Origin of the sequence: Acinetobacter haemolyticus (assembly GCF_900406815.1) — a bacterium.
Lineage (GTDB): Bacteria > Pseudomonadota > Gammaproteobacteria > Pseudomonadales > Moraxellaceae > Acinetobacter > Acinetobacter haemolyticus_A.
In genome coordinates this window covers 23,180-39,230 of sequence record NZ_OVCN01000016.1, presented here as the reverse complement: position 1 = coordinate 39,230, position 16,051 = coordinate 23,180, and the positions used below count along the sequence as shown (strand labels likewise).

Sequence of the window (16,051 nt, the reverse complement as noted above, 5' to 3'; positions counted from 1 at the left end):
AACTTGACAAGAAAATCTAAGACAGATAAATAGCGGCTAGGCCCATTAACATTTTTTCATTTGAGGTACTTAGTGTCTTCTACAGATTTTGAACTAGATGATGATAACTACGGTGAAGACGACGCTGGTTTTGATGAGTCATCAGGCAAGCTTAGCGCTAAAGAATCATTAGAAAAGCGCCGTTTAATCGATGATTTGTTAGCGCAACGCCGTTTAGAGCGAGAATTAAAAGATTTTGACTATGATTTCGACGATGACGATTTTGATGACGAAGATTAAGCAAAATTACTAAGATTTTAGAGTCTACAATGTTATGCTGTTGACGATGTATTTTTAGAATTGGATAGAGAATGAGCACGTTAGATTTAGACTTATTGAGTAATTATCTTGACGGTGATCAAAACGAATACGGTCTAGATTTCGCTGCAACTCATGGCTTTTTATGCGCAATTGCTGTCGGTCCAACTTTTGACCGCTGGTTGGATGAACTTTTTGAGAGCAATCAAAAGAAAGTCCCAACTGAGGTGATTGAGCAAATCAAACTTTGGTTGGAATCTATTCGTCAGAACTTGGCGAATGAAGATGGAATTGAATTTCCATTTGAAATCGAAGAAGCCGAAGTTGATTCAAGTTTAGGTGATTGGAGCGTCGGCTTTGTGGATGCGATGTTCTTAAATGAAGATGCTTGGTTTGCACCTGAATATGAAGAGCAATTAGTTGATTTGACTCTACCAATTATGGTGTTTAGTGGTATTGATGAAGAAGATCCACAAATGGAGTCTTTCCGTCGCAATGGTCAACTCATGGATGAATTGGCAGAAGAAATTCCAGATAATTTAAATGAGATTTATCTCATGTATCATACGCCTAGCTAAAGGTGTAGCTCTTGTGCTGCGTAAGGTTGAAGCCTGCGTATTACAAAAAGATTAATTAAAAACGTCCGTAATGGACGTTTTTATGATTTTTGCTGTATCGTTTTTATACTTAACCATCTTAATTTAGAGGTTTGCGAATAACAAGCTCAGACCTAATCCACTAAGTATCATGCCAATCAATCGGTTGAGTAGGAGCTGCTTAGCTAAAATTTTGTGTCGAATCGCTGGTGTTGAGCAGAAAATCGTAATTAAGCTGAACCAGATCAGATGGCTACTAGAAATAAAGATACCATAAGCAAGGAGCGTAAATAGTTGGTTCTCTATCGTCATGATCTGAGAATAAATACTCATCACAAATAAGGTTGTTTTTGGATTTAAGCTATTGGTTAAAAATCCATGTTTGAATGCTTGCCAGCTAGTGATGTTTGTCTGGTCGTCATTTAATTTAACGGTAGTTTGGGTATAAGTCTTATAACCAATATATATGAGATATGCTGCGCCAATATATTGGATAAGTTGAATAAAATCTGGAAGAAGGTTTTTCAAAAAGTTTAAGCCGATTAAACTATAGCTAATATGGAACCAAACGCCACATGCTATTCCATAGGCGGTACAAATTCCTAAATTTCGCCCATACAAGTAACTATTTCGAGTAACAAGTGCGAAGTCTGCGCCAGGGCTGATGACAGCAAGTAAGGTAATCAAACTAACTGTTAATATTTCATTCACTCATCTATTCCTAATAAGAATTTATACATAATTTTTATATTTTTCATAATCTTGTTATATTTAAAATCGAAAATAATTCGTACATATATATGAGTTTTTGGAATGCTTGCGCGTCTATCATTGAATTCATTAAAGTTTTTTTATTTTGCAGCCCACTATGAAAGTGTGACGGTTGCGGCTGAACGCTTATTTGTGACGCAGGGTGCTGTGAGTAAACAAATTAAAAATTTAGAAGATGCTTTAGGCTTTACTTTATTTATTCGGGCATCTAGAAAGCTCAGTTTAACTGCGGAAGGGGAAGTTTTGTTTGATTGCTGCCAGCAAGCTTTTCAGCAAATTGACCAGTGTTTAATGCGATTAAATAAACAAGCAGTAGTACAAAAAAATCTGGTCCTTTCATGTGAACCTACTTTAGCAATGAAATGGCTGATACCACGTCTAATTAATTTTAAGCAGCTTTATCCTGACTTTGAGGTTACTCTCTTAACAGGAGGAGGAAAGGTTGATTTCAAACTGCAAAATATCGATTTAGCTTTGAGACGAAATGATTTTGATTGGGGTAAGTCAATCTATAGTGAGAAAATTGCTGATGAGCAAATGCTATGTGTTACAGCGAGTAAGATAACTCAGCAAACCAATCAGTTATTTATTTCAACATCACGGAGTAAATTGTGGCAACAATTTCAGTTTAAGCATTTAGAACAATTCCGAGGCTATTCTAAAACAGAACTAGAGCACTTTTATTTGTGTATCGAAGCTTGCTTGGCTGGTTTGGGCGCGACTTTAGTTTCGACCTACATGGTTGAACGCGAGATCAAACATCAATTGCTACAACCAATCAGTTCTATATATCAAGATGAATCTGCATATTTTCTATTGTCTGCGGAGCCTTTTGAGGGAGATGTGCGTAAATTATTATTTTGCGATTGGCTAAGGGGGCAAATGCAAGCCAGTCAGTTAGAGTTTGGTTCGAGCTAAACAATAGACTTGTTGTGAATGAACCAGACATATTGATCCATTCAGCAAGAAGCGCATGACTTATTTTTAAATTAAGCGTTATTGACTGTTGAATGCTTACTTAAATGCCAAGCATGTTCATAAGCAATCAATTTACCTTTCAAATTTTCTGTATTGGAAGCGAGTAATTTAATGTCGTAATGATTTGCATAATACACTGTTAACTCATATTCAGGAACTGAAAAGGGTGGCCCTGCTAATAGGGATTGATCGTATTCTAAGCTGATGAGAAGTTGTGGTGCATGATTGGTAATTTGAAGCAAATGTTGTGTATATGCTGATCGCATGTGCTCGGGTAGGGCAATAAGTGCTGCTCGATCATAGATTGCATCTATTTTACCAAGTTGTTCAGCTGTTAATTCAAAGAAATCACCCGTAAATAGCTCGATCTGTGCGTGCTGATAATAAGTTAGCCTACCCATCTGAATTTCTTTAAAATTGAGGTCTAATTCTACAATCAAATCTTGAATTGCAACTGGACTTAGATCGATACCAATCACATGATAACCCTGATCGATCAACCAAGCTAAATCTAAACTTTTACCGCAAAGAGGAACAAAAATTCGAGCATTTTTATTCAGGTTGAGCGAACTCAGATATTGTGTCAGTAAGGTGTGAGGCTGATCGAGATGAAAACCGATATTATTGGTTTGCCACTTGTTATGCCAGAAATCGTGTTGCATTTTTTACACCTCACTTTTATTTAAATTTATTTCTTGCTGAATAAAATTTCTTTGCCCACCGCCACAGCACATAGAGGATTACAGCGCTTAAAACGATATAGCCGAACCGCTGAATGACAGCAGTCATTAAAGCTTGGTTTTCACTAAAATGATAACCTATATACGCAAGCAAGCTCGTCCAAATCACTGTTCCTGCAGCACTGTAACTTATGAATTTATGAAAGGGCATTCTACTCATTCCTGCTGGAATGCTAATCAATGAGCGTACAGCTGGAATCATCCGACCAAAAAAAACCACACGATGCCCATGTTTTTCGAACCAGCTTAAAGACTTATGCCAATCCGTTGTACTTATTCTTAAATATTTTCCATAACGCGCTATAAAACCTAATAAACGATGTTGTGGAATTTTTCGACCAATCCAATATAGCAGCATGGCAGCCAATAAAGAGCCTGCACTCCCTGCGATGATTACACCGATTAAACTTAAATCTCCCTTAGAAGCGGTATAGCCTGCTGAGGGCATGATCACTTCTGATGGAATAGGAGGGAAAACATTATCGAGAAACATTAAAAATGCGATACCAAGATAACCAAGTTTCTCCATGATGGATAAGACCCAATTTTCTAATCCCATATGTCTTTAAATCTACTAAATGTATTTTGTGTAATTAAGAATAGTTGCTATTTAATTAGTGCTCAATAAATGATTGGTTAACAATCTTAACCAAATTAAAAAGCCTTAGTATTAACTAAGGCTTTTTAATTGCGAGAAAAATTTATAAACGCTTTCTTTTTGCCGCTGCAATTTGTGACTGACGCATACGGAAGCCTTCTTTTTGCTTTTCAGTCGTTTTATCAATACAAAAAACACAAGAAACCCCATGTTCATAACTTGGTAGTGATGCTTCTTCTTGGGTTAAAGGCCAACCACACGCATGGCATTTGATATTCTCGCCTTCTTCAACACCATGAGTCACGGCAGTACGACCATCAAAGACGAAGCATTCGCCTTCCCACATGCTTTCTTCAGCAGGTGTTTCTTCGAGATATTTAAGAATACCGCCTTTAAGGTGATAAACCTCATTGAATCCTTCTTGTAAGAGCAGAGAGGTCGATTTTTCGCAACGAATACCACCTGTACAGAACATTGCAATTTTTTTATCTTTATGTTGCTCAAGGTTTTGTTTTACGTATTCTGGAAACTCTCGAAAAGACTCTGTTTTAGGGTCAATCGCGCCCTTAAATGTGCCTGCTTTATATTCATAATCGTTACGTGTATCAATCAAGATAACATCATCACGGCTGATCAGCTCATTCCATTCTTTTGGATCAAGATAATGACCAACCAGATCTCGTGGCTTTACTTCCACACCTAAAGTTACGATTTCTTTTTTTAATTTAATCTTCATTTTACGGAATGGTTTATCAGAGCTAAAAGACTCTTTATATTCCATTTCGTTGAAACCTTCGTTCAGCAAAAATTGGTGGACTGCATCAATCGCAGCGCGATCACCTGCAACCGTACCATTAATTCCTTCTGGGGCAACAATCAGAGTTCCACATAAATTGATGCTATTCACTAAGTCTAAAAGACGTTTTTGCAGATCGGCTGCATCCGAAACTTCTTTAAATTGATATAGTGCTGCAACAACCCAATTATTGGTCGCTTGCTGTTCTACAGGTGCAAGCTGTTCTACAGTAGCGTTCATGGATAACTCCAAATGTATTAAGATAGGAAAATAAAGGCGCATATTTTAGCGCGAAATTTTAAAATAAGCGAGAAAACCATAAAATAAATATGGTTTTATAGGAGTTAATTTTGAGTAATGATCGTCGAATTCCATCATTGACGCCATGTGCAGGGCGTTGCTCAACGGTATTTGGTGATCTGGTCTGTCGTGGATGTCGCCGTTTTAATCATGAAGTCATTCAGTGGAATACCTATACGCCAGAACAGCGTTTAGCAGTTTGGAATCGTTTAGATACGCAGTTGGATCAAATCTTGGTGCCTTTATTGCCAAATGCAGACCTTCAACAGGTTGAGGGGTTTATTCAGCATAAAAGAATTCGCGTTCTAGAAACTGCGAGTCGGGGACGTAAGCTTTATCATGCCTTGAAAATTTGTGAGAAAAATAAGTATTTGGCCCAAGAGAGTGGGTTAGGGATTGTAGATACACAGGTCAAACCGATTTGGGATGAGTTTGAACGACGGGTACTAGCTTTGGCAAAAGCAAGCTATGAGTTGGCATGGCTGCGTGCAGATGGCATTAGCCACAATTTAATGCGCTTGATCGAAGATGATGAATGATTTGACTGAAAGCTAAAACGGAAAAGCTGCCATTAGGCAGCTTTTCTCACATTAATTTTGGAAAATTAACGTTTGATGTCGCGTTGAGTTTCGCCAGTATAAAGCTGACGAGGACGACCGATTTTGTAAGGTGCGCTGTGCATTTCTAACCAGTGGCTGATCCAACCAACAGTACGTGCAAGAGCAAAGATTACAGTAAACATTTCTGTTGGGATACCGATCGCTTTTAAGATGATACCTGAGTAGAAATCTACGTTTGGATAAAGCTTACGTTCAACGAAGTACGGATCGCTAAGTGCAATGCGTTCAAGTTCCATTGCAAGAGCAAGTTGTGGATCGTTAATACCTAATGCTTCAAGTACTTCGTCACAAGTTTGCTTCATGACTTTCGCACGTGGATCGAAGTTTTTATACACACGGTGACCGAAGCCCATGAGTTTAACTTCTTTACGCTTCACTTTTTCCATGAATTCAGCAACGTTTTCTACGCTACCAATTTCATCTAGCATTTTAAGTACAGCTTCGTTTGCACCGCCGTGAGCAGGTCCCCAAAGCGCAGAAATACCTGAAGAGATACATGCATATGGGTTTGCACCAGTAGAGCCAGCAAGACGAACTGTAGAAGTCGATGCATTTTGTTCGTGGTCAGCATGAAGCGTGAAAATACGATCCATTGCGCGAGCAAGAACAGGATTTACTTTATAGTCACGGTCTGCAGGCGTAGCAAACATCATGTGTAGGAAGTTTTCAGCGTAATTTAAATCATTACGTGGATAAATGAATGGTTGACCTACAGTGTATTTGTAACTCCACGCAGCAAGCGTAGGAATCTTAGCGATCAAACGAATCGCAGTAATTTCACGGTGGTTAACATCTTCGATGTCAAATGCATTGTGATAGAACGCAGATAAAGCACCAACGACACCAACCATGATCGCCATAGGATGAGCATCACGACGGAAACCATTGAAGAAACGGCTAACTTGATCGTGAACCATCGTGTGGTTACGTACTTTTGCGTCAAATTCTGCTTTTTGCTCAGTATTTGGAAGCTCGCCATTTAAAAGTAAATAACAAGTTTCTAAGTAGTCCGCTTGAGTTGCTAATTGATCAATTGGATAGCCACGGTGTAATAAAACACCTTTGTCACCATCAATGAATGTGATCTTAGATTCGCAAGCCGCTGTCGCCATAAAACCAGGATCGAAAGTAAAGTGACCTGATGCTAATACATCTTTAACGTCAATTACATCTGGGCCCAATGTGCCGCTGTAAATTGGTAATTCAATTTCTTTGCCATCAAGCTTTAATACGGCTTTTTTGCCAGTTGCTGCAGACATTCAATAGATCTCCTGTCCTGGTGAATGATTATCTGACTCGAAATCCTAATCTTGTCATGTGCGAATCAGACGGTGTCAAAATTTGCTATAAGAGTAGTGGCTACTAAAATTTTGTCAATTATACTTAGGGATAAAAATGACGTTGCTACAGCCAATGAGTCATGCTTTATCGAAGAAAAAACTGAGTAAAATCACAGCACCGGTCGAGTATAATATGTCAAATCAAGTTTTAGGTGCATAAAAAAAATGAAGCATCAGTACAATTGTAAGTAAATTTTTATTTTGGCAATATTTTGGTGCTTATAAAATAAATACTTATGTGAATCATAATGCTTATATAACTCAAGCATTAGCCTGAAATAATGGTTAAAAAATTATCTTAAAAATGTATTTTAAAATACAGAATCGATTCATTATGGTGCATTCATTTGTATAAAAAATGACTTATTCTTTTTTTAAATCAATTTGAAAAATAGTTTATTGCTTATTTATATTTAATATCAAAATGAGGGGTATTATTTTTGACAATATTTAGAATTGATGTTTTGAACCCAATTTTAAGCTTAGAACTATGAATATTTGATGAAATAAAATAGAAAAACTGTAGTAAACAGGGGGTAAACGAAAAAATTGCATGTCTTTTTACATTTGTATATAAAACAATTAGATGAGATGTTTTTGGATGTTAATTTTATATGGTTGATATAATTATTTCTGTGAATGATTCTTATTTATAGCTTTTTTAGACTAAAGCGAAAGTTGATTGTTTGTATTTTGATATTTCACGTCTTATAATTCGGTGTCGTTATATAGGTTAGGCATGTGCTGTGCTTGCCTGACAATGCCAGCTTTCCTTTGAATTAATTCAAACAAACTCCAGTTGGAGTTTCTACCTACAGGATGCCCGCTGTGAAAAGCAACAGACCTGTCAATTTGTCCATGGGTCAGGTGTTAGCGGTAAATTTACGCTCACCCGTGGCTATTGCATCAATTCTACACCGTCTATCAGGTGTAATCGTTTTCTTATTAGTCGCTGTTCTTTTGTGGATTTTGGATAAATCTTTATCTTCACCAGAAGGATTTGACTACGTTAAAAATGTCGTATTCGGAAATATCTTTGTACGTTTCATCGTATGGGTATTTGTAGCAGGTTTACTTTTCCACTTTATTGCAGGGATTAAACATCTTCTTGCAGACCTTGGTTTTGCTGAGGAACTACAAAGTGGTCGTATTGCGGCTACAGTTTCGTTGATCTTATCTGTGATCAGTATTGTCGCAGCTTTTGTATGGATTATGTTCTAATGAAAAGTGCTACAGGTTTAACAGGTTCAGGTTCTCGCGATTGGTATATCCAACGTGTAAGTGCTGTGGTTTTAGCTGCATATACAGTTGTCATTTTAGGCTGGATCCTTTGTAACAGTGGATTCGGTTATGAACAATGGGCTGGCTTTATGCTGACTTTGCCAATGAAGATTTTTTCTTTATTAGCAGTTCTATCACTTGTTGCTCACGCATGGATTGGAATGTGGCAAGTCTTTACTGACTATGTAACGACTCGTCAAATGGGGCCTTCGGCTTCAGGCTTACGCCTTGTGTTGACTTCTGCTGTCATTATTTCAGTGTTCGTGTACGCAATCTGGGGTATCCAGATTTTCTGGGCAAATTGATAGGAAGAGATCATGGCAACTACCCCTAATGAAAATTATTCAAATATCCAGACCCTATCATTCGATGCAGTCATCGTTGGTGGTGGTGGTTCGGGTATGCGTGCAGCTTACCAACTTGCTCAAGCAGGTTTAAAAGTTGCAGTATTAACCAAAGTATTCCCAACACGTTCGCATACAGTTGCTGCTCAAGGTGGTATCGGTGCGTCGTTAGGTAACATGCAAGAAGATAACTGGCACTATCACTTCTATGACACGGTAAAAGGTTCTGACTGGTTAGGTGATCAGGACGCTATCGAGTTCATGACGCGTGAAGCGCCAAAAGTTGTATATGAGCTTGAACACTTGGGTATGCCGTTTGACCGTAACGAAGATGGTACGATTTATCAACGTCCATTTGGTGGTCACTCTGCAAACTATGGCGAAAAAGCTGTACCACGTGCATGTGCTGCTGCAGACCGTACTGGACACGCATTGCTTCATACGCTTTATCAAAGCAACGTGAAAATGGGTACTCAGTTCTTCGTTGAATGGATTGCATTAGATTTAATCCGTAATGAAGAAGGTGATGTACTTGGTGTAACTGCTTACGACCAAGAAACAGGTAATATTGCAGTATTCCAAGCGAAAGCAACATTATTTGCTACAGGTGGTGCAGGTCGTGTGTATCGTGCATCAACAAATGCTTATATCAATACTGGTGACGGTCTTGGTATGGCTGCGCGTGCAGGTATTCCATTGCAAGATATGGAATTCTGGCAGTTCCACCCAACAGGTGTTGCTGGCGCGGGTGTATTGTTGACTGAAGGTTGTCGTGGTGAAGGTGGTATCCTTCGTAACAAAGACGGCGAACCATTCATGGAACGTTATGCACCAACTTTAAAAGACTTGGCACCTCGTGATTTCGTATCACGTTCAATGGACCAAGAAATTAAAGAAGGCCGTGGTTGTGGTCCAAAAGCAGATTATATCTTATTAGATATGACGCATTTGGGTGCTGAGACGATTATGAAACGTCTTCCATCTGTATTTGAGATTGGTAAGAAATTCGCAAACGTTGATTGTACTAAAGAGCCTATCCCAGTTGTACCAACAATCCATTACCAAATGGGTGGTATTCCAACGAATATTCATGGTCAAGTGGTTGTACCACATGGTGTGGAAGAGGGTGAATTCTCTGCGCATTATGATAAAGATACTAAAGAGTATACTTATAAAGGTACGCGTGACTATGTGAAGCCTGTAAAAGGTTTCTATGCAATTGGTGAGTGTTCTTGCGTATCTGTGCATGGTGCAAACCGTTTAGGTACGAACTCACTACTTGACCTTGTGGTATTTGGTAAAGCTGCTGGTGAACATATCATTGATTATGTGACCAAGCATCATGGTGATGACTATGCACCATTACCAAACGATGTATTAGACAATACATTGGCGCGTGTACGTAAACTAGATGAATCTACATCTGGTGAAAATGCACAAGAAGTTGCTGATGCAATTCGTGACATCGTACAAGATCATGCAGGTGTATTCCGTACTCAAGCATTGCTTGATAAGGGTGTAAAAGAAATCCTTGCGATTGAACCACGTGTACGCAATATTCATTTAAAAGACAAATCTAAAGTATTTAACACTGCACGTGTTGAAGCATTAGAAGTTGAAAACTTATATGAAGTTGCGAAGGCAACCTTAATTTCAGCTGCAGCTCGTAAAGAATGTCGTGGTGCACATACAGTTGTTGACTATGAGTTAGCACCTGATCACCCAACTTATTCATACGGTCGCCGTGATGATGAGTGGATGAAACATACATTATGGTATTCATCAGACAACCGTCTTGAATATAAGCCAGTACGTTTCAGCCCATTAACGGTTGAAGCTATTGAACCTAAACCACGTACATTCTAATCGGGAGAACAAAGATGAGTAGAGGTACTCGTACATTCGAAATCTACCGCTACGATCCTGATAAGGACAAAGCGCCGTACATGCAAACTTTCAAACTTGAGTTAACGGATAAGCATCGTATGGTGCTTGATGCGTTACTTGCGTTGAAAGTTCAAGATGAAACATTAACGTTCCGTCGTTCATGCCGTGAAGGTATTTGTGGTTCGGATGGTGTAAACATTAATGGTAAAAATGGTTTGGCTTGTTTATGGAATTTAAACGACCTGCCAGAGAAAATTGTGATTCGTCCTTTGCCTGGTTTGCCAGTTGTAAAAGACTTGGTTGTAGATATGAATCAGTTCTACGATCAATATAACAAAATTCAGCCATTCTTGATTAACAATCAACCAGCTCCTCCAAAAGAGCGTTTACAGTCTCAAGCTGAACGTGAACATTTGGATGGTTTGTATGAATGTATTCTGTGTGCATGTTGTTCAACTGCATGCCCATCATTCTGGTGGAACCCTGATAAATTCCTTGGTCCATCTGCATTGTTAAATGCATATCGCTTTATCATTGATTCTCGTGATACAGCAACACAAGAGCGTTTGGCTCGTTTAGACGATCCATTCTCTTTGTTCCGTTGTAAAGGAATCATGAACTGTGTATCTGTATGTCCTAAAGGTTTGAACCCGACAAAGGCAATTGGTCACATTCGTAATATGTTGTTAGATCAAGCGGGTTAATTCGCTTTTTAACAAAAAAAAGGAGGCTCCTTATGAGCCTCCTTTTTATATTTAAAAATGATCTTTATTAAATTTGGTCACCCGCTGAAAGTGAAAATATTCATTATTTGGTTTGCTGATAAATCAAATTTGTTAATTAGATAAGAGTGTCGCTGTTGGGTTTTTGATCACTATGCATGAAGTTTGTGCAAGAATTGTAGCGATTGTTAAACTTTGGTCGATAAAAGCGCATCTTTCATAAAAAGGGCGGTATATTAGAGCATAATTTGTTATATGTATTTCGCTGCTTTATAGATGGTATGTGTCAAAAAAATCAATCCGAGCTTGATTACATGTTAGCATTTCTGCCACAGCTAAAAGCCCAAAATGAGCGTATCCTTGCTGGTGGGGGAGTTTGCATCATTTAGATTGTAAAATGTTTAGCTGAAAAGTTATTTTAGAAAAGTTAAAAAATTATTTAATTTTTCTAAAATGATTTGCAAAAAATTGCTCGATTCTATCGAGTATAAGAATGAGTTATGTGCCTTGCGTTCAGAGGTGCATGGCTCATTTATTACATCAAAGGATTACTCCTGATGTGTAGTAATGATGACCTGAGGTCGAAAGATCTTGGGCGGTAGTGTCTTGTTACCAATTTGACATTATGAATCATGGGTATGCTTAAAAGGCAGCCCGAATTATTTTTTGCAATAGGAAATGGGTCCAAAAATGCAAGAAGTTGCTGACGCGCTGCGTCTTGACACTGAACTTTCTGCTGATAGTGCAGCTTATATTGAAGAGTTATATGAGTTGTATCTATCATCGCCAACCTTGGTTTCTGAGGACTGGCGTGAATACTTCGACAAATACCCTAAAGGTGATCAACCACACGGTAATGTACGCGAACAGTTCCTTTTGTTAGGACGCAATGCGAATCGGGTACAACCAATGGTACAAAGTACCGTAAGTACTGAGCATGAGCGTCGTCAAATTGGTGTTTTACAACTCATCGCTGCGTATCGTAACCGTGGTCATCAAAAAGCTAAACTCGATCCATTAGGTCTTGCGAAACGTGAAAATGTTCCTGACCTCGATTTATCAGCTCACGGTTTAACCAAGTCAGACTTAGATACAGTATTCAATACTGGTAATCTCGCAATTGGCAAAGCAGAAGCAACATTGTCTGAAATGATTGAGGCAATGGAAGCGATATACTGCAGTTCAATTGGTGCAGAATATATGCATATCGTTGATACGAAAGAAAAACGTTGGATTCAGCAACGTTTAGAAAGCGTGCGCGGTAAATTCAACTATACCAATGATCAGAAAAAAGGTTTCTTAGAGCGTTTAACTGCTGCTGAAGGCCTAGAAAAGTATCTTGGTAACAAATTCGTTGGTGCGAAGCGATTTGGTGTAGAGGGTGGTGAGTCTTTTATTCCAATGATGAATGAAATCATCCAACGTGCTGGTAGTGTTGGCTGTAAAGAAGTTGTTATCGGTATGCCACACCGTGGCCGTCTTAACCTTCTTGTCAACATTATGGGTAAAAACCCTGCTGATTTATTTGGTGAGTTTGAAGGAAAGAGCCTGCATAAGAAAGGTTCTGGTGATGTGAAGTATCACCAAGGTTTCTCTTCAAACGTGATGACACCAGGTGGTGAAGTTCACTTAGCACTTGCATTTAACCCGTCACACTTGGAAATTGTTGGTCCTGTGGTTGAGGGTTCTGTACGTGCGCGTCAAGTCCGCCGTAAAGACATTGGTGGTGATGATGTACTTCCTGTGATTGTTCACGGTGATGCAGCATTCGCAGGTCAAGGTGTTAACCAAGAAACCTTCCAAATGTCACAGACACGTGGCTATACAGTGGGTGGTACGGTTCATATCGTGATCAACAACCAAGTTGGTTTCACGACTTCTGATCCTCGTGATACACGTTCGACTGAGTATTGTACTGACGTTGCTAAAATGATTCAGGCACCAATTTTCCATGTGAATGGTGATGATCCTGAAGCTGTTATTTTTGCTACGCAACTTGCACATGATTTCCGTCATGAATTCCGCAAAGATGTGATTTTAGACTTGTTCTGCTATCGTCGTCGTGGTCACAATGAAGCCGATGAACCATCTGCTACACAGCCATTGATGTATCAAGTCATCAATAAAAAAGCAACGACACGTACGCTTTATGCAGATAAATTGGTGCAAGAAAAAATCCTTGATCGTGCAAGTGCGGATCAAATGATTGAAGATTATCGTTCTGACCTAGAAGCGGGTAATCATGTTGCAAATGCATTGGTACGCCAACCGAACAAGCATATGTTCGTTGACTGGTCGCCTTATTTAGGTCACGACTATACCGATGTTTGGGACACAAGATTCAATATTGATCGTTTGAAAGAACTCGGTAAAACGATGAATACATTGCCTGAAGGCTTTGTGTTACAGCGTCAAGTTCAGAAAGTGATTGATGATCGCGTTAAAATGCAAACTGGTGAAATGCCACTCAACTGGGGTGCAGCTGAAACTTTAGCTTATGCAACTTTGCTTGATGATGGTTTCCTAGTTCGTATCACTGGTGAAGATGTTGGTCGTGGTACGTTCTCTCACCGTCATGCGAAATTGCATAACCAAGCTGATGGTTCTGTATATATCCCGCTATGCCATATTAAAGAAAATCAACCACGTGTTGCAGTTTATGATTCTTTATTATCAGAAGAAGCTGTACTTGCGTTTGAATATGGCTATTCAACGACATTGCCAAAAAGCTTGATCGTATGGGAAGCTCAATTCGGCGACTTTGCAAACTGTGCGCAAGTTGTAATTGACCAATTTATCGCTTCAGGTGAAACCAAGTGGGAGCGTGTGTGTGGTTTAACTATGCTGTTACCACATGGTTATGAAGGTCAAGGTCCAGAGCACTCATCTGCACGTTTAGAGCGTTTCTTACAGCTTTGTGCGGAAGACAATATGCAGGTGATTACACCAACGACGCCAGCGCAAATCTTCCATGCATTACGTCGTCAAGCGGTTCGTCCGATTCGTAAACCATTAATCGTAATGTCACCAAAATCATTGTTACGTCATAAGCTTGCAGTTTCTTCTTTGGATGAATTGGCAAATGGCTCATTCCAAACAGTGATCGATGAAGTGGATCAAATTAACAAAGCTGACGTCACTCGCTTGGTGCTTTGTGGTGGTAAGGTTTATTACGATTTACTAGAAAAACGTCGTGAGCTTGGTTTAAACAATGTAGCAATTGTACGTATCGAGCAATTATATCCTTACCCAGAGCAACGCTTAGCAGAAGTTATGGCTCAGTATCCAAACATTGAAGAACTTGTTTGGGCACAAGAAGAACCGAAGAACCAAGGTGCTTGGTTGTTCATCGTTCCTCGTTTGTATGAAGACGTTCTTAAATCTGGTAAACAAATTCGTATTAGCTATGCTGGTCGTGAAGCATCTGCCGCACCTGCGTGTGGCTCGCCATACTTGCATGCAAAACAACAAGCTCAGCTTATCAACGACGCACTTGCAATTGAAGCTGAACAATCAGGAGATTCTAAATAATGGCAACCGAAATTAAAGCACCGGTATTTCCAGAGTCAGTTGCTGACGGTACGATCGCAACTTGGCACAAGAAAGTAGGTGAACCTGTATCACGTGATGAAGTGATCTGTGACATTGAAACCGATAAAGTTGTTTTAGAAGTGGTTGCTCCAGCTGATGGTAGCTTAGTTGCAATCGTTAAAGATGAAGGTGATACCGTTCTTTCTGACGAAGTAATCGCTCAATTTGAAGCTGGTGCTGTTTCTGCGGCTGCTCCTGATGCTGCTGCACCAGCAGAAGCGGCACCTGCTGCTGTATCTGCACCTGCTGCTACATCAACTCAACCTGTTGATCAAAACCAAGCGCCTGCAGTTCGTAAGGCATTGTCTGAAACAGGTATCAATGCAGCTGACGTACAAGGTACAGGTCGCGGTGGTCGCATCACCAAAGAAGATGTTGCAAACCATAAACCAGCTGCATCTGCATCAGTTCAACCATTAAGCGTTGCTGTTGGTGAGCGTATCGAAAAACGTGTTCCGATGACGCGTTTACGTAAGCGTGTTGCTGAACGTTTATTGGCTGCGACACAGCAAACTGCAATGTTAACGACTTTCAACGAAGTTAACATGAAGCCGATCATGGAAATGCGTAAGCAATATAAAGATGCTTTCGAAAAGCGTCATGGTGCTCGTTTAGGCTTTATGTCTTTCTTTGTTAAAGCAGCAACTGAAGCATTAAAACGCTATCCAGCTGTAAACGCATCAATTGATGGCGACGATATTGTTTATCACGGTTTCTATGACATCGGTGTTGCTGTATCAAGTGACCGTGGTCTAGTTGTGCCTATCCTTCGTGATACTGATCGCATGAACTATGCTGAAGTTGAAAGCGGTATCGCTGCTTATGCTGGCAAAGCACGTGAAGGGAAATTATCGATTGAAGAAATGACTGGTGGTACGTTCACGATCACTAATGGTGGTACGTTCGGTTCATTGCTTTCAACACCTATCTTAAACCAGCCACAAACTGCGATTTTGGGTATGCATAAAATCCAAGAACGTCCAATGGCAGTGAATGGTCAAGTTGAAATCTTGCCAATGATGTACTTAGCGCTTTCTTATGACCACCGTTTAATCGATGGTAAAGAAGCTGTAGGTTTCTTGGTAACAATCAAAGAATTGTTAGAAGAGCCAGCTAAACTCATTCTTGATCTTTAATACTACAAATATTGCCTCCCATATAAAGTGATCCTTTATATGGGATTCTGGAGA

The 16,051-nt window shown here is 39.5% G+C and carries 15 protein-coding genes; 10 read left to right on the top strand and 5 right to left on the bottom strand.

The window, feature by feature from the left end:
- Positions 1 to 72 precede the first annotated feature (72 nt).
- Both DK207_RS12005 and DK207_RS12000 read left to right on the top strand, forming a co-directional pair.
- A complete protein-coding gene (locus DK207_RS12005; RefSeq protein ID WP_109441389.1) occupies positions 73 to 279 on the top strand; it encodes a PA3496 family putative envelope integrity protein in 207 nt (68 codons plus the stop codon).
- Positions 280 to 350: 71 nt separating this feature from the next.
- Entirely contained in the window at positions 351 to 875 is a 525-nt protein-coding gene (locus tag DK207_RS12000) for a YecA family protein (RefSeq protein ID WP_109441388.1), read from the top strand.
- A gap of 123 nt (positions 876 to 998) precedes the next feature.
- Here DK207_RS12000 and DK207_RS11995 read toward each other — a convergent pair whose 3' ends face one another.
- The gene (locus DK207_RS11995) at positions 999 to 1,604 is read right to left on the bottom strand and encodes a LysE family translocator (RefSeq protein WP_109441387.1); all 606 of its coding nucleotides are present in this window, start codon (positions 1,602 to 1,604) and stop codon (positions 999 to 1,001) included.
- Positions 1,605 to 1,706: 102 nt separating this feature from the next.
- Here DK207_RS11995 and DK207_RS11990 point away from each other — a divergent pair, with 102 nt between their 5' ends.
- Positions 1,707 to 2,582 carry a LysR family transcriptional regulator gene (locus DK207_RS11990; protein WP_109441386.1) on the top strand — a complete coding sequence of 292 codons (876 nt, stop codon included), beginning with the start codon at positions 1,707 to 1,709 and terminating at the stop codon, positions 2,580 to 2,582.
- Positions 2,583 to 2,653: 71 nt separating this feature from the next.
- On the opposite strand, the gene tmpT is transcribed toward DK207_RS11990, so the two are convergent.
- The 3 genes from tmpT to DK207_RS11975 all read right to left on the bottom strand — a co-directional run bounded on the left by tmpT (position 2,654) and on the right by DK207_RS11975 (position 5,016).
- Positions 2,654 to 3,304: a thiopurine S-methyltransferase gene (tmpT, locus tag DK207_RS11985; RefSeq protein WP_109441385.1), complete on the bottom strand. Its 651-nt coding sequence runs from the start codon at positions 3,302 to 3,304 to the stop codon at positions 2,654 to 2,656.
- Positions 3,305 to 3,320: 16 nt separating this feature from the next.
- Positions 3,321 to 3,941 (bottom strand): DedA family protein, encoded by a 621-nt coding sequence (locus DK207_RS11980; protein WP_109441384.1) that lies wholly within the window; start codon positions 3,939 to 3,941, stop codon positions 3,321 to 3,323.
- A gap of 142 nt (positions 3,942 to 4,083) precedes the next feature.
- A complete protein-coding gene (locus DK207_RS11975; RefSeq protein ID WP_109441383.1) occupies positions 4,084 to 5,016 on the bottom strand; it encodes a rhodanese-related sulfurtransferase in 933 nt (310 codons plus the stop codon).
- 110 nt (positions 5,017 to 5,126) lie between these two features.
- On the opposite strand from DK207_RS11975, the gene DK207_RS11970 reads away from it, so the two are divergent.
- Complete coding sequence (locus DK207_RS11970; protein WP_109441382.1) at positions 5,127 to 5,615, top strand: DUF1289 domain-containing protein; 489 nt, start codon at positions 5,127 to 5,129, stop codon at positions 5,613 to 5,615.
- 65 nt (positions 5,616 to 5,680) lie between these two features.
- Here DK207_RS11970 and gltA read toward each other — a convergent pair whose 3' ends face one another.
- Complete coding sequence (gene gltA / locus DK207_RS11965; protein ID WP_109441381.1) at positions 5,681 to 6,955, bottom strand: citrate synthase; 1,275 nt, start codon at positions 6,953 to 6,955, stop codon at positions 5,681 to 5,683.
- A gap of 900 nt (positions 6,956 to 7,855) precedes the next feature.
- Between gltA and sdhC the strand changes: the two genes are divergently transcribed.
- The 6 genes from sdhC (at position 7,856) to odhB (ending at position 15,997) form a co-directional block, all read left to right on the top strand.
- Positions 7,856 to 8,257, top strand: coding sequence for a succinate dehydrogenase, cytochrome b556 subunit (gene sdhC / locus DK207_RS11960; RefSeq protein WP_004640364.1), 402 nt, complete (start codon positions 7,856 to 7,858; stop codon positions 8,255 to 8,257).
- On the top strand, positions 8,257 to 8,622 hold the full coding sequence (sdhD, locus tag DK207_RS11955) for a succinate dehydrogenase, hydrophobic membrane anchor protein (RefSeq protein ID WP_005083003.1): 366 nt from the start codon (positions 8,257 to 8,259) through the stop codon (positions 8,620 to 8,622). Before sdhC ends, sdhD begins: the two co-directional genes overlap by 1 nt.
- A 9-nt stretch (positions 8,623 to 8,631) precedes the next feature.
- Positions 8,632 to 10,527 carry a succinate dehydrogenase flavoprotein subunit gene (sdhA, locus tag DK207_RS11950; protein ID WP_171293682.1) on the top strand — a complete coding sequence of 632 codons (1,896 nt, stop codon included), beginning with the start codon at positions 8,632 to 8,634 and terminating at the stop codon, positions 10,525 to 10,527.
- A 14-nt stretch (positions 10,528 to 10,541) separates the two neighbouring features.
- A complete protein-coding gene (locus DK207_RS11945) occupies positions 10,542 to 11,252 on the top strand; it encodes a succinate dehydrogenase iron-sulfur subunit (RefSeq protein WP_109441379.1) in 711 nt (236 codons plus the stop codon).
- 708 nt (positions 11,253 to 11,960) lie between these two features.
- Positions 11,961 to 14,801, top strand: a complete 2,841-nt coding sequence (locus DK207_RS11935) for a 2-oxoglutarate dehydrogenase E1 component (protein WP_109441378.1) — start codon at positions 11,961 to 11,963, stop codon at positions 14,799 to 14,801.
- On the top strand, positions 14,801 to 15,997 hold the full coding sequence (gene odhB / locus DK207_RS11930) for a 2-oxoglutarate dehydrogenase complex dihydrolipoyllysine-residue succinyltransferase (RefSeq protein WP_109441377.1): 1,197 nt from the start codon (positions 14,801 to 14,803) through the stop codon (positions 15,995 to 15,997). The genes DK207_RS11935 and odhB overlap by 1 nt, the downstream gene beginning before the upstream one ends.
- The last annotated feature ends 54 nt before the right edge of the window (positions 15,998 to 16,051 follow it).

Excerpts from the sequence above, each read along its gene's own strand:
- DK207_RS12000 (WP_109441388.1), top strand. The coding sequence starts at position 351 with ATGAGCACGTTAGATTTAGACTTATTGAGTAATTATCTTGACGGTGAT.
- DK207_RS11990 (WP_109441386.1), top strand. The coding sequence starts at position 1,707 with ATGCTTGCGCGTCTATCATTGAATTCATTAAAGTTTTTTTATTTTGCA.
- tmpT (WP_109441385.1), bottom strand. The coding sequence starts at position 3,304 with ATGCAACACGATTTCTGGCATAACAAGTGGCAAACCAATAATATCGGT.
- DK207_RS11980 (WP_109441384.1), bottom strand. The coding sequence starts at position 3,941 with ATGGGATTAGAAAATTGGGTCTTATCCATCATGGAGAAACTTGGTTAT.
- DK207_RS11975 (WP_109441383.1), bottom strand. The coding sequence starts at position 5,016 with ATGAACGCTACTGTAGAACAGCTTGCACCTGTAGAACAGCAAGCGACC.
- gltA (WP_109441381.1), bottom strand. The coding sequence starts at position 6,955 with ATGTCTGCAGCAACTGGCAAAAAAGCCGTATTAAAGCTTGATGGCAAA.
- sdhC (WP_004640364.1), top strand. The coding sequence starts at position 7,856 with ATGCCCGCTGTGAAAAGCAACAGACCTGTCAATTTGTCCATGGGTCAG.
- sdhD (WP_005083003.1), top strand. The coding sequence starts at position 8,257 with ATGAAAAGTGCTACAGGTTTAACAGGTTCAGGTTCTCGCGATTGGTAT.
- DK207_RS11945 (WP_109441379.1), top strand. The coding sequence starts at position 10,542 with ATGAGTAGAGGTACTCGTACATTCGAAATCTACCGCTACGATCCTGAT.
- DK207_RS11935 (WP_109441378.1), top strand. The coding sequence starts at position 11,961 with ATGCAAGAAGTTGCTGACGCGCTGCGTCTTGACACTGAACTTTCTGCT.
- odhB (WP_109441377.1), top strand. The coding sequence starts at position 14,801 with ATGGCAACCGAAATTAAAGCACCGGTATTTCCAGAGTCAGTTGCTGAC.